The organism is Actinophytocola sp. (genome assembly GCF_050699915.1).
In the GTDB taxonomy this organism is placed as follows: Bacteria; Actinomycetota; Actinomycetes; order Mycobacteriales; family Pseudonocardiaceae; genus Actinophytocola.
The window spans coordinates 19,082-31,951 of record NZ_JBOHGA010000058.1; the positions used below are offsets into that span (position 1 = coordinate 19,082).

General features: G+C 71.0%; 13 protein-coding genes. 3 read left to right on the plus strand and 10 right to left on the minus strand.

What is annotated here, in order from left to right; all coding sequences use genetic code 11:
* The first annotated feature begins 10 nt into the window (after window positions 1-10).
* Both ACRDSK_RS13335 and ACRDSK_RS13340 read left to right on the plus strand, forming a co-directional pair.
* On the plus strand, window positions 11-2,383 hold the full coding sequence (locus ACRDSK_RS13335; RefSeq protein WP_431440858.1) for a phosphoketolase family protein: 2,373 nt from the start codon (window positions 11-13) through the stop codon (window positions 2,381-2,383).
* A complete protein-coding gene (locus ACRDSK_RS13340; protein WP_431440861.1) occupies window positions 2,383-3,462 on the plus strand; it encodes an acetate/propionate family kinase in 1,080 nt (359 codons plus the stop codon). The genes ACRDSK_RS13335 and ACRDSK_RS13340 overlap by 1 nt, the downstream gene beginning before the upstream one ends.
* 2 nt (window positions 3,463-3,464) lie before the next feature.
* On the opposite strand, the gene ACRDSK_RS13345 is transcribed toward ACRDSK_RS13340, so the two are convergent.
* From ACRDSK_RS13345 to ACRDSK_RS13385, 9 genes are read right to left on the minus strand one after another with little or no spacing between them, the layout of a single operon-like run.
* Window positions 3,465-3,923, minus strand: a complete 459-nt coding sequence (locus ACRDSK_RS13345) for a MaoC family dehydratase (RefSeq protein WP_431440863.1) — start codon at window positions 3,921-3,923, stop codon at window positions 3,465-3,467.
* A gap of 54 nt (window positions 3,924-3,977) precedes the next feature.
* Complete coding sequence (locus ACRDSK_RS13350; protein ID WP_431440864.1) at window positions 3,978-4,868, minus strand: amidohydrolase family protein; 891 nt, start codon at window positions 4,866-4,868, stop codon at window positions 3,978-3,980.
* On the minus strand, window positions 4,865-5,785 hold the full coding sequence (locus ACRDSK_RS13355; RefSeq protein ID WP_431440866.1) for an SDR family NAD(P)-dependent oxidoreductase: 921 nt from the start codon (window positions 5,783-5,785) through the stop codon (window positions 4,865-4,867). Before ACRDSK_RS13355 ends, ACRDSK_RS13350 begins: the two co-directional genes overlap by 4 nt.
* Before the next feature lie 11 nt (window positions 5,786-5,796).
* Window positions 5,797-7,134 (minus strand): alpha/beta hydrolase family protein, encoded by a 1,338-nt coding sequence (locus ACRDSK_RS13360; RefSeq protein WP_431440868.1) that lies wholly within the window; start codon window positions 7,132-7,134, stop codon window positions 5,797-5,799.
* Window positions 7,131-8,138, minus strand: coding sequence for a branched-chain amino acid ABC transporter permease (locus ACRDSK_RS13365; RefSeq protein WP_431440870.1), 1,008 nt, complete (start codon window positions 8,136-8,138; stop codon window positions 7,131-7,133). The genes ACRDSK_RS13360 and ACRDSK_RS13365 overlap by 4 nt, the downstream gene beginning before the upstream one ends.
* The gene (locus tag ACRDSK_RS13370; RefSeq protein WP_431440871.1) at window positions 8,135-8,992 is read right to left on the minus strand and encodes a branched-chain amino acid ABC transporter permease; all 858 of its coding nucleotides are present in this window, start codon (window positions 8,990-8,992) and stop codon (window positions 8,135-8,137) included. Before ACRDSK_RS13370 ends, ACRDSK_RS13365 begins: the two co-directional genes overlap by 4 nt.
* Window positions 8,985-9,656, minus strand: coding sequence for an ABC transporter ATP-binding protein (locus ACRDSK_RS13375; RefSeq protein WP_431440873.1), 672 nt, complete (start codon window positions 9,654-9,656; stop codon window positions 8,985-8,987). The genes ACRDSK_RS13370 and ACRDSK_RS13375 overlap by 8 nt, the downstream gene beginning before the upstream one ends.
* Window positions 9,653-10,420, minus strand: coding sequence for an ABC transporter ATP-binding protein (locus ACRDSK_RS13380; protein ID WP_431440875.1), 768 nt, complete (start codon window positions 10,418-10,420; stop codon window positions 9,653-9,655). Before ACRDSK_RS13380 ends, ACRDSK_RS13375 begins: the two co-directional genes overlap by 4 nt.
* Window positions 10,417-11,595, minus strand: coding sequence for an ABC transporter substrate-binding protein (locus ACRDSK_RS13385; RefSeq protein WP_431440876.1), 1,179 nt, complete (start codon window positions 11,593-11,595; stop codon window positions 10,417-10,419). The genes ACRDSK_RS13380 and ACRDSK_RS13385 overlap by 4 nt, the downstream gene beginning before the upstream one ends.
* A 94-nt stretch (window positions 11,596-11,689) precedes the next feature.
* Between ACRDSK_RS13385 and ACRDSK_RS13390 the strand changes: the two genes are divergently transcribed.
* Window positions 11,690-12,493 carry a PaaX family transcriptional regulator gene (locus ACRDSK_RS13390; protein WP_431440878.1) on the plus strand — a complete coding sequence of 268 codons (804 nt, stop codon included), beginning with the start codon at window positions 11,690-11,692 and terminating at the stop codon, window positions 12,491-12,493.
* Window positions 12,494-12,580: 87 nt separating this feature from the next.
* Here the strand turns inward: ACRDSK_RS13390 and ACRDSK_RS13395 are convergent.
* On the minus strand, window positions 12,581-12,870 hold a 290-nt coding region (locus ACRDSK_RS13395; protein ID WP_431440880.1), incomplete at its 5' end, for a sirohydrochlorin chelatase.

The following is a 12,870-nucleotide window of genomic DNA, read 5'->3' on the forward strand; positions in this document are numbered from 1 at the left end:
ATGCGTCCGCATGAACGAGTCCGGCACGGTGGCAGTGGACCAGGAGGTCCTCCGGCGTGTCGACGCGAACTGGCGGGCCGCGAACTACCTGTCCGTGGGGCAGATCTACCTGCTCGACAATCCGCTGCTGCGCGAGCCGCTGGCCGTCGAGCACATCAAGCCGCGGCTGCTGGGTCACTGGGGGACGACGCCGGGCCTCACGTTCGTCTACGCCCATCTCAACCGGGTCATCCGGGAGCGCGATGCCGACGTCATGTACGTCATCGGCCCCGGCCACGGCGGGCCCGGCCTGCTCGCGCACACCTGGCTCGAAGGCAGCTACTCGGAGACCAACCCCGCGGTGCCACGCGACGAGGACGGCATGCGGGTGCTCTTCCGCCAGTTCTCCTTCCCCGGCGGGGTGCCCAGCCACGTGGCGCCCGAGGTGCCCGGCTCGATTCACGAGGGCGGTGAGCTCGGCTACTCGCTGGCGCACGCGTACGGGGCGGCGTTCGACAACCCGGACCTCGTCGTCGCGTGTGTCGTGGGAGACGGCGAGGCGGAGACCGGGCCGCTGGCCACGAGCTGGCACGCGAACAAGTTCCTCGACCCCGTGCACGACGGCGCGGTCCTCCCGATCCTGCACCTCAACGGATACAAGATCGCCAACCCGACCGTCCTGGCTCGCATCCCGCACGACGAGCTGGACGCTCTGCTGCGCGGCTACGGCCATGCCCCTCGCTACGTCAGTGGCGCCGACCCGGCGCGGATGCATCGGGACATGGCGACCACCCTCGACGAGGTGTTCGACGAGATCCGCCAGATCCAGCACGCCGCGCGTGAGGGCGGAAACACGGATCGCCCGCGCTGGCCGATGATCGTGCTGCGCACGCCCAAGGGCTGGACCGGTCCGTCGGAAGTGGACGGTCTGCCGGTGGCGGACACCTGGCGCGCGCATCAGGTGCCGCTCGCGACCGTGCGGGAAAACCCCGAGCATCTGGCGCTGCTCGAGGAGTGGATACGTTCCTACCGGCCCGACGAGCTGTTCGACGACCACGGGCGACCGGTTCCCGACCTGCTCAGGGCGGTGCCGCGGGGCGATCGGCGGATGGGAGCCAACCCGCACGCCAACGGCGGACTGCTGCTGCGGCCGCTCGCCATGCCCGACTTCCGCGAGTTCGCCAGCTCCGCGGCCGGCCACGGAGCGACGGCTTCGGAGCCGACCCGGGTGCTCGGTCGGTTCCTGCGTGAGGTGATCGTCGGCAACGCCGAACGCCGCAACTTCCGCATGTTCGGGCCGGACGAGACCGCGTCCAACCGGCTCGACGCCGTCTACGAGGCCACCGGCAAGCAGTGGCAGGCCGAGGTGCTGCCGGTCGACGAGCACCTCACCCCGGACGGTCGTGTGCTCGAGGTGCTCTCCGAGCACCTGTGCCAGGGGTGGCTGGAGGGCTACCTGCTGACCGGCCGGCACGGGCTGTTCTCGTGCTACGAGGCGTTCATCCACATCGTCGACTCGATGTTCAACCAGCACGCCAAGTGGCTCAAGTCCAGCAAACAGCTGCCGTGGCGGCGGCCGATCGCCTCACTGAACTACCTGCTGACCTCGCATGTGTGGCGGCAGGACCACAACGGCTTCTCCCACCAGGACCCCGGCTTCATCGACCACGTGGTGAACAAGAAGGCGGAGGTGATCAGGGTCTACCTGCCGCCCGACACGAACACGCTGCTCTCGGTCACCGACCACTGCCTGCGCAGCCACGACTACGTCAACGTCGTCGTGGCGGGCAAGAACGAGACTCCCGACTGGCTGCCGATGGACGAGGCCGTCCTGCACAGCACGCGCGGCGCGGGAATCTGGGACTGGGCCGGCAACGAGCAGAGTGGTGAGCCCGACGTCGTACTCGCCTGCGCGGGCGACGCACCCACTCTCGAGGTGATGGCGGCGGTGGCGCTGCTGCGCGAGCACCTGCCCGGGCTGCGCGTGCGGGTCGTCAACGTCGTCGACCTGATGCGGCTGCAGCCCAACTCCGAACACCCGCACGGCATGACCGACCACGAGTTCGACGCGGTGTTCACCAAGGACCAGCCGGTGATCTTCGCCTACCACGGCTATCCCTGGCTGATCCACCGGCTGACCTACCGCCGCACCAACCACCACAACATCCACGTCCGCGGCTACAAGGAGGAGGGCACGACCACCACCCCGTTCGACATGCTCGTGCTGAACGACATGGACCGCTTCAAGCTGGTCATGGACGTGCTCGACCGGGTGCCCGACCTCGGCGCGGAGACCGCGATGCTGCGCCAGCGGATGCAGGACATGCGCGCCCGGCACCACGAGTGGACCCGAACCCACGGCGAGGACCTACCCGAGGTCCGCGACTGGACCTGGCCGTACTGATGTACGTCCTGGTCGTCAACGCCGGCTCGTCCAGCCTGAAGGTGCGGCTGCTCGACCCGGACGACGACGTCGTGGCGCACCTCGACCTCGACGACTGGGCCGGCGGACAGACTGATGAGCTCACCGAGTTCGTCGGCGGTCTGGACCACGTGGACGCGGTGGGCCACCGCATCGTCCATGGTGGCGCCGAGTTCACCGGGCCCGTGGTGCTGGACGGCGACGTCCGGGACCGGATCGCCGCCCTGAGCGAGCTGGCTCCGCTGCACCAGCCGCGCGGTGTGGCCGGCATCGACGCGGTCTCCGAGGTTCTCGACGTGCCGGTGGTGGCGTGCTTCGACACGGCCTTCCACCACGACCTGCCCGCCGCGGCCGCGACCTACGCGCTGCCCCGCGACTGGAACCGGCGATGGGGGTTGCGCCGCTACGGCTTCCACGGCCTGTCCCACGCCTACATCGCCCGCCGGGCCGCCGCGATGCTCCATCGCGACGAACTGCGCGTGGTGAGCTGCCACCTCGGTGCCGGCGCATCGCTCGCGGCCGCGGCCGCCGGCCGGTCGGTCGACACGACGATGGGCTTCACGCCGCTCGCGGGCCTGGTGATGGCAACGCGGTCCGGCACCATCGATCCGGGCCTGTTGCTGTGGCTGCTTCGCCACGCCGGACTGGATGTAGACGAACTGGGCGACACTCTCGAGCACCGGTCCGGCCTTGCCGGCCTGACCGGCGGCAGCGGAGATGTCCGGGAACTGGTCGGATCCCACGACCCGGACCACTCGCTGGCGCTCGACGTGTACCTCCACCGACTGCGCCGCGAGATCGCGGGCATGGCGGCCGCCATGGACGGCCTCGACGCGCTCGTCTTCACCGGCGGCGTCGGGGAACACCAACCGTCCGTGCGCGACGCCGCGGCTGCCGGACTCGGCTTTCTCGGCGTGCGCGTGGACCGGGCGGCGAACGAAACCGCCGACGGGGACACGAACATCACCGCCACCGGCGCGGCCACCACAACCCTGGTGATCACCGCTCGCGAAGATGCCGAAATCGCGAGACAGGTCCGGCAGGCGATCCAGAGCGGCTAGTACTAGGAGTAGTAGCGATAGACGGCCTGTGCGACGACTGCGGGTTTCTCGGCGCCCTCGAGCTCCATCGTGAAGTCCACTGTGGTCTGCGCGCCGTTCTCGTCCAGGTCGTCGACCGCGGTCATCCGGGCCGCGAGGCGGACCTTCGCCCCGGCCGGGACGGGGGCGGGGAGGCGGACCTTGTTGAGGCCGTAGTTCACCGCCATCCGGATGCCGTCGATCCGCAGCAGTTCGGTCCATAGTGGAATGATCAGCGACAGGGTCAGGTAGCCGTGCGCGATGGTGCCGCCGAACGGGCCTGTCGCGGCACGTGAAGGGTCGACGTGGATCCATCGGTGGTCGCCGGTGGCGTCGGCGAACAGGTCGATCTGCGCCTGGGTGATCTCGTGCCAGGAGCTGGGTTCCAGCTCCCGGCCGGCGAGGGCCTTCAGTTCGGCCAAGCCGTTGACGACGGTGGTCACCGGTCACCTCCACTGTGATGGTTGATCGCCGGACGCGGCGCAGGACGCACGTGGTCACTCCTCGTGAGTCTCGAGCCCGAGCAGCCGGGCGGCGTTGTGCTTGAGGATCATCGGCCGGACCTCCGGCTTGATGTCCAGGTCGGCGAAGTCGGCCAGCCAGCGGTCCGGTGTGATGACCGGGAAGTCCGAACCGAACAGCACCTTGTGCTTGAGCAACGTGTTGGCGTACCGCACGAGTTGGGGCGGGAAGTACTTCGGGGACCAGCCGGACAGGTCGACGTGCACCAGCGGCTTGTGCGTGGCGACCGCCAGCGCCTCGTCCTGCCACGGGAACGACGGGTGCGCGAGCACGATCCTCAGGTCCGGGAAGTCGGCCGCGACGTCGTCGACGGACAGCGGGTTCGAGTGCTTGAGCCGGATCCCGGCACCACCACGAACCCCGGCGCCGATACCAGTCTGTCCACTGTGGAACAGCGCGATCATGCCGGCGTCCTGCAGCAACTCGTAGAGCGGGTAGGCCATGCGGTCGTTGGGGTGGAAGGCCTGCAGGCTCGGGTGGAACTTGAACCCGTGCACGCCGTATCGCTCGATCAGCAGGCGCGCCTGCCGGACAGCGGCCCGGCCGCGCCACGGGTCGACACTGGCGAACGGGATCAGCGTGTCGGGAAACTCGGCGCACGCCTCGGCGATCTCCTCGCTGGACACCGGCGGGTGTCCGGTCGCGGTCTCCGCGTCGACGGTGAACACGACCGCGGCCATCCGCCGTTCCCGGTAGTAGGCGGCGAGTTCCGGCACTGCCATCGTGCGGGCGCCGGCTACCTTGAAGTACTGCGCCGACCCGCTCATCAGGTGGTCGGGCAGCGATGGGTGGCCGGCGGCGGACACCTCGACATGCACGTGGGTGTCGATGGCGACCAGGTCGTCGGTGTTCACGCCATCGTTCATGAGGGTACCGCCGGTGCCGGGATGCCGACCTGTTGCGGGTTGCGGCCCACGGTCGAGGCCCAGGTCTCGGCGATCGCGTCCGCGGTCCAGCCGCCGTGCCGGTAGGACACCGTGACCTCCTCCGGGTGGGTCCACAGCGACAGCTTGTCCCCGCCGATCCCGATCACCTGGCCGGTCACCGTCTCCGCTTCGGCGGAGGCCAGGAACACCACCAGGCCGGCCGCGTCCTCCGGCGTGCCGAAGCCCTCCCCGGCCCGCAGCCACGCCGGCAGCGGGACGCCGTCGTTCTGCCACGCCTCGATGAAGGGGGCGAACGCCGGCATCGTCGCGGTCATCGCGGTGGCGGCGACCGGGACGATCGCGTTCACCGTGATCCCGGCTCTGGCGCACTCCATCGACCAGGTCCGCACCATCCCGACGATGCCGGCCTTCGCGGCCGAGTAGTTGGTCTGGCCGATGTTGCCGCGCTGCCCGGCCGGCGAGCCGACCACGACGATCCGGCCGCCGGCGCCGTTTTCCCAGCCCTGCTTCCGCATCCGCCGCACGGCGGCGCGCACGCAGGTGAACGTGCCGCGCAGGTGCACGTCGAGGACCGTGTCGAACTCCTCGTCGGACATCTTCCACAGCATCCGGTCGCGGAGCACGCCGGCGTTGGTGACCAGCACGTCGATCCGGCCGTACTCCTCGACCGCGCGCTCGACCAGCCGCTCGGCGACCTCGGTCGGGCCGACTGCGCCCGGCTCGGCCACGGCCTTCCCGCCCGCGCCGACGATCCGCGACACGACGCCCGCCGCGGCGTCGGAGTCGGCGTCGTTGACGACCACGTTGGCGCCTGCCGCGGCGAGCGCGGAGGCGTAGGCGAGCCCGAGGCCGCGGCCGGCGCCGGTCACGACGGCCACCCGTGCGGTGAGATCCACGATGCTTCCTCTCAGTGGGCCAGGTCGAACGGCCGTGGGTAGGGCGCCGGCCGGTAGGTCAGGTAGGCGTGGTCGGCGGCCGGATCGAGCTGCTCGGCGGACTGGTTCAGCGCGTACGGTCCGGTGCTCGGCCAGTGTCGGCTGTCGATGCGCTGTTCCAGGGCCCGCAGGCCGGCGAGCATCTCGCCGGTGGTGAACGAGCAGTGTCCGCCGCGGTGCACGAACGCCTGGCGCAGCAACCGGTCGCGGCCGGACTCGTGCACGGCGTCGGCGTAGGCGCGCTCGACCTGCACCGGCACCAGCGCGTCACCGGTCGTGTGGATGGTGAGCAGGGGGATCGGCAGCCGGCCGGTGAAGGACAGGTTGCGGGCCAGGTAGCGGACCGCGTGCGGGTCGGCGGAGATGCGGGGCGCGTGGGCCAGTGCGGCCAGGTCCTTCGCCAGCGACAGGCCGGCGCGGGCGTAGAGCGCCTCGACCTCGTTTCGGATCGACGAGCGGGCGAGCATCCGGCCGTAGTCGACGCCCGTGTTCCAGGACATGTTGCCACCGGCCCAGGCCTCGGCCTCCTGCCGCCAGGACAGTCCGACGTAGACGGTGCCGCGCAGCGCGGCGTACTGGTTGCGTTGTGCCGCCTCGTGGTCACCGGGTGGCGGCTCGGGGGCGGTGGCGTCGGTCCAGGCCGGGATGTTGTGCAGTGCCGCGGCCAGCGCGGTCCTGGCCCGGCCGGTGGGGGTGGCCTGGGCCGCGTCGAGCGCGGCGGTCAGCTCCGCGGCCGTGGCGAGCGCGGTGGCCTGGTCCGGCAGGTCCACCAACGGCGCGGTCGAGCCGGGGGCGAGCAGCGTGCGAACGGCGAACACCGGGTCGAGCGTGTTGTTCCAGTTGGCCACGCCGCCGTGCTCGAGCCCGCACATGGCGAGCGCCCCGGCGAACCGGCGGCCGTACCGCTCGGCCAGACCCGTGGTGATCATCCCGCCGAGTGAGGTGCCCCAGGCGATCGCCTGCTCCGGCCGGCCGAACCGCTGGACGAACTCGTTCAAGGTGGACACCTGGTCGGGCAAGGCCCGCTCCAGGACCCAGCCGGTCTCGGCGTAGGACGAGCCGATCAGCGCGTAGCCCTGGTCGAGCAGGACGTCCCGGGTCGCGCCGCCCGGCGCGTTCTGTGCCGGGTTGGGTGCGCCGTCCGGGGTGTAGCCGTGGCTGTACAGCAGGACGGTCCGGTTCCAGTCGGCCGGCACGTCCATCAGGTAGGTCGCCCCGCTCGGCAGCGTTCCCTCCACATGGCACGGTTCGGTGGTGGCGGTCGGGGACAGCAGTCCGGCCACGAGCGTGGCCGCGAGGAGAACCTTCACGATCGCTCCCTTCGCAGCGCGGGTACGAGACCCCGCGGCAGGTACAGCACGACGATCACCAGCAGCAGCCCGTAGACCGCGTAGGAGAGCACGCTGGGCGCGAAGCTCGGCATGCCCGGTTGGGTGCCGATGTCGTTGAGCAGTTGGACGAGCATCACGATCGCCACCGCGCCGACGACCCCGCCGGTCACCGTGCCGAGCCCGCCGATCACGGCCATCACCACGTACTCGATCGACAGCAGCACCGGGAACGAGCCGGGTCCGAGGTAGCCGAGGTAGAACGCGTAGATCCCGCCGGCGAGTCCGGCGAACGCGGCCGACATCGCGAACACCGCCAGCCGGTACCGGCCGACCGGCACCCCGCTGGCGGCCGCCGCGACCTCGCTGGTCGCCAGCGCACGCAGGCCGCGCCCGGCCCGCGAGTGCACGAGGTTGTACGCCACCAGCAGGGTGACGGCGAGCCCGGACCAGACGAGGTAGGCGTAGTGGACGTCCTCGTCGAGCTCGACCTCGCCGACCGAGAGTCTCGGAATGCCCTGCAGGCCGATCGCGCCGCCCGCCCACTCCGACTGGGCCAGCACGGACAGCAAGATCAGCTGCAGGGCCAGCGTGGCGAACGCGAGGTAGTGCCCTCGCAGCCGCAACAGCCCGATGCCGACGACCGCGGCGAACGTGGCGGCCAGCATCGGTGCGGCCAGCAGGCCCAGCAGCGGGGGAGCGCCGTGCACCGTGAGCAGCCCCGCGGTGTAGGCACCGATCGCGTAGAACGATGCCTGGCCGAGCGAGATCTGACCGGCGTACCCCATGAGCAGCGACAGCCCGACGGTGACCATGGCGGCAAGGCCGGCCAGGATGTAGATCGCGAGCGCCTGCCTGTCCGCGAAGGAGGGCAGGGCGAGGGTGACAGCCGCGACGGCGAGAAGCAGCACCAGCCTCACGCGGCCGGGTGCGGTGCGGCCGGCCGGATCATCGCGGCCGGTGAGGGCCTTGAGTACGGACCTCATGCCGGTTCCTCCAGGGCCGCGGGCCGGCGGGCGGCGCGCCAGATCATCACCGCCAGCATCAGCCCGAGCGCGACCTCGGTCTGGTGCGCCGCGTTCCCGTACCCCGCCACCAACGCCTGCGTGACGCCGAGCAGCAGCCCGCCGGCGAGTGCGACCGCGGGCCGGGTCAGCCCGCCGAGGATGGCCGCCGCGAAGCCGTTCACGATCAGCGTGACGTCGGCGTCGAAGGTGATCTGCTGGACCGGCGTCACCAACACTCCGGCCAGCCCGCCGAGCGCGCCGCCGATCGCGAACGCCAGCAGCCCCATCCGCCGAACGTCGATGCCGACCACTCGGGCGGCGTACGGGTTCGACGCACACGCGGTGAGCGCCTTGCCGACGTCCGTGCGCGTGAAGAACGCCGCCATGCCAACGAACACCGGCACGGTGACGCCGATGATCAGCAGGTAGTGGGTCTGCACCCGGGTGTCGAAAACCGACACCGCGCCCGGCAGCCCGGCGAACGAGCGCGGTTGGTCATCCCAGACCAGCACCTCGACCGCGTAGGCGAAGACCGCCAGCCCCAACGTGACGATCAGCGCCGACTGCGGCGACGTCCCCGGCCGCCCGATCGCCACCAGCCCGACCAGCAACCCGACCAGAGCCGCGACCGCGATCGCCAACAGCTCCCCGATCCCGTGCGGCACAACGGCAAGCAGTGTCGACGCACACATCGCGCCAATCACCGCGAACGCCCCCTGCGCGAAGTTCACCACCCGGGTGACCCGGTAGATCGCCACCAGCCCGCTGCCCACCAACGCGAACCCACACCCGGTCCCCAACCCGGTGATCAGGTACCCCACCAGCTCACCCATCGGCGACCACCCCGCCAAGGTAGGCACCCGACACCCGGTCACTCGCCGCCAGCTCGGCGGACGGGCCCTCGGCGACGATCCGGCCGGCCTCCAGGACGTAGGCCCGCGAGCACAGGTCCAGCGCCAGGCGGGCGTTCTGCTCGATCAGCAGCACCGCCAGCCCACCCGTGGTGTTGAGCTCCTTCAGGTGCGCCACCAGGTCGGCTACCACGAGCGGCGCGAGGCCAAGCGACAGCTCGTCGACCACCAGCACGTCCGGCCTGCTCATCAGCGCCCGGCCGACCGCGACCATCTGCTGTTCCCCACCGGAGAGCAGCCCGGCCCGCCGGTGCCGCAGCTCCACCAGCTTCGGGAGCACGGCGAATATCGGCGCGGTGTCCCGCTCCTTGTACCGCCACCCGCCGAGGCGCAGGTTGTCCTCGACGGTCAGCTCGCCGAACACCTGCCGACCCTCCGGTACGTGTGCGAGCCGTCCCCGCACGGCGACCGAACCCGACGCCGGCGCGACGAGCCCGGACAGCGTGTTCACCACGGTGGACTTCCCGGCGCCGTTCGGCCCGATCAGCGCGACGAGCTCCCCGGGCTCGACGGTCAGGCTGACGCCGTCGACCGCGACCGCGGCGCCGTAGCGGACGGTCAGCTCCGACACCTCGATGACCGTCACGCCGAAACCTCGTCACCCAGGTACGCGGCGACCACCCGCTCGTCGGTCCGGATCTCGGCCGGCGTGCCCTCGGCGATCACCTGGCCGAGGTCGAGCACGGTGACCCGGTCGGCCAGCCGGGTCACGAACGCCACGTCGTGCTCGACGAGCAGCATGGTCAGCCCGCCGGCCCGCAGGCTCTCGATGAGCGAGGCGAGCGCCGCCCGCTCGCCCGCCCGCAGGCCCGACGCCGGCTCGTCGAGCAACAGCAGGCGCGGCCGGCCGCACAGCGCCCTGGCCAGCTGCAGTCCGCGCTGCTGGCCGAGTGGCAGCGTGTCCGCCGGCCGGTCCGCCCACTCCGCCAATCCGGTCCGGTCGAGACATTCCCGTGCCGTGGCAAGGATCTCCCGTTCCTCACGGCGGTGCCGCGGGAGACGGGACACCGCCGCGAGGAACCCCGACCGGGTCGTCCCGTGCGCGCCGACCATGACGTTCTCCAGCACTGTCATGCCGCGGAAGACGCGCGCGCCCTGGAACACCACCGCGATCCCGCCCATGGCCCGGCGGTGCGGCGGCCACCGGTCGATTCGCTGACCGTCGTAGGTGACCGTGCCCGCGTCGGCCCGCAGCTGCCCGCCGATGAGGTTGAACAGCGTGGACTTTCCGGCGCCGTTGGGGCCGATCACCGCCCGCAGCTCGCCGTGCGCGACCTCGAGGTCGACGTCGCGCACGGCGAGCACCCCGTCGAACGAGCGCCGCAGCCCGTCCCCGTGGAGCAGTGTCACGAGCCCAGTCCGGCCAGCTGCTCGCTTGCCCACTCGGTCGGCACGAACTGCCCCTTCGTCACCGTGTTGATCGAGATGAACTCCGGGCCGAGGCCGGCGTGGTCGTCGGCGCCGTAGGTGTACTTCCCGTTCGGGGTGACCAGCGTCAGGTCCTGCAGCGCGGCCTGGACGTCCGCCGGCTCGGTGCTGCCCGCCTGCTCGATCGCCGCGACGAGCAGCTTGACCGCGCTGTACCCGTCCTGGGCGAACTGCGGCGGCGGATAGCCGTACTCGTCGGTGAACGACGCGGTCAGCTCGTCGACCGCGGCCTTCTGGTCGCCGTCGGGCAGGTGTGGGCCGACGACTCCGATGGAGCTGGCCACGATCGTGCCCTCGGCCGCGGCACCGACCGGGTCCAGGAACAGCTTGCTGGCCTGCGCCCCGGTGAGCACCAGCGGGATGTCCAGGCCGGCGCTGGCGTACTGCTTGGTGAGGGCGACCGCGGGCGGGCCGGTCGCCCACACCACCAGCCCCTGCGCGCCCGAGGACCGCACGTGGCCGAAGACGGCGCCGAACTCGGTGGCGTCGGTGGTGAACTCCTCGGTCGCCACCAGCTCGATGCCATACTCGTCGGCCTTCGCCTCCATGCCCTCGAAGCCCGCCACCGCGTAGGCGCTGCGGGTGTCGTGCGCGACGGCCACAGTCGACACTCTGGACGCCTGGAGGTACTGCAGGATCCGCTCGGCGTAGGTGGCCGAGGTGGCCGGGACGACGAACACGTACGGGTGCACCGGATCCACCTGCTCGTCAGCCGGGGTCAGCGACATGTACGGGATCTCCTCCCGGTCGACCAGGGGGATCGTGGCCAGCGCGGAGTTGGAGAACGGCGAGCCGATCACCGCGGCGACCTCCTCGCCGCGCAGGTCGTTGAACGCCAGCACCGACTGCTCGGGCTGGCTCCTGTCGTCCTTGACCACGAGTTCGATCCGCCGGTCGAGCACTCCGCCCTCCCGGTTGACCTGGTCGACGGCGAGCTTGACGGACTTCTGGTTCTCGCTGCCGAGGGGCGAGTAGTTGCCGGTGAGCGAGACGATCTGGCCGACCTTGATCGTGCCGCCGGCTTTGTCGCCGGCGTCATCACCGCATCCGGCCGCAAGGAGGGCGAGGCTGGCGAGTAGCGGGAGGAGTCGACGCACGGGTACCTCCTTGTACCAGGAGCGCGATGCGAGGCAGGATCCAAAGTTAGGCGCCTGTTTTGCAGCCGTCAAGAATGTGCCTAACATCGACAGCGTGAACGACGCCCGGCCCCAGTCGCTGATGCTCACCTTCCTCGGCGACTACCTGTTCGACCGTGAGCGCTGCGTGTTCTCCGGCAGCGTCATCGAGGTGCTCGCCCGGCTCGGCGTCTCCGAGCACGCGACACGCTCGACACTCACCCGCATGGTCAACCGGGGCCTGCTGCGCCGGCAGCGAGACGGCCGCCGGATGTACTTCGGCCTGACTCCGCGCACGACCGAGATCCTGCGCGACGGCCACGTCCGGATCTGGTCGACCGGCGCGGTCAACGACTGCTGGGACGGCACCTGGACGCTGCTCGGCTTCTCCCTGCCGGAAGCGTGGCAGCGGCAGCGGCACGACCTGCGCTCGAAGCTGACATGGGCCGGGTTCGGCCCGCTGCAGGGCGGCCTGTGGATCGCGCCGGGCCACGTCCAGGTCGAGGACATCGTGGCGTCGCTTGGCTTGGCGGCACACGTCCGGGTGTTCCGGGTCCAGCTCGACGAGCTGACCGACGTGAACCAGCTCGTCGAGGACGCCTACGACCTCGACCAGATCGCAGCCGGCTACAGGTCCTTTCTGGACCGTTGGAGCTACGCGCCGCCCTTCCAGGACGATCCGCTCGCCTCCCACCTGTCGATCGTGACCGAGTGGCTGCGAGTCATCCGCAAGGATCCGCGACTGCCGGTACGCCACCTCCCCGAGGACTGGCCGGCGATCCCGGCCCAGAAGATGTTCCATGCCATCGAGTCCACGCTCGCCGCCCCGGCCGCCGACCTCGCCGCCGAACTGCTGGACACGGTCCCTGACGCCGGTTGAGCCACCACTCGCAGTCGAGGAACCCGGATCCGGCCAGCCGGTCAGCTGGCGCTCAACGCCCGGCACGCGCGGTCGACGTGGCTGGGATCAGAAGTGGCGTTCAACCCGGGTGATTCCCGTTCGGTACCGCCGCACGATGAGATCCGCCACCCGGGGGTGCGCGCCGAGTGGCTCGGCCACGACGGCGGCTCCGCTCGCCGCGGCGAGGCGGTGGAACAGCCCGGGTGCGAGGAACCACGACGCCACCGCGCACCCGGCCGCCACGTCCTCGATCCGCGGCCGAGCCGTGGCGTACGCGACCCGCACCGGCCCGCCGACGAACATCTCGAGCCGGGCCGCGGCCCGGCCGATGTCGGCACGGGCGCGCGGGTCCGCGG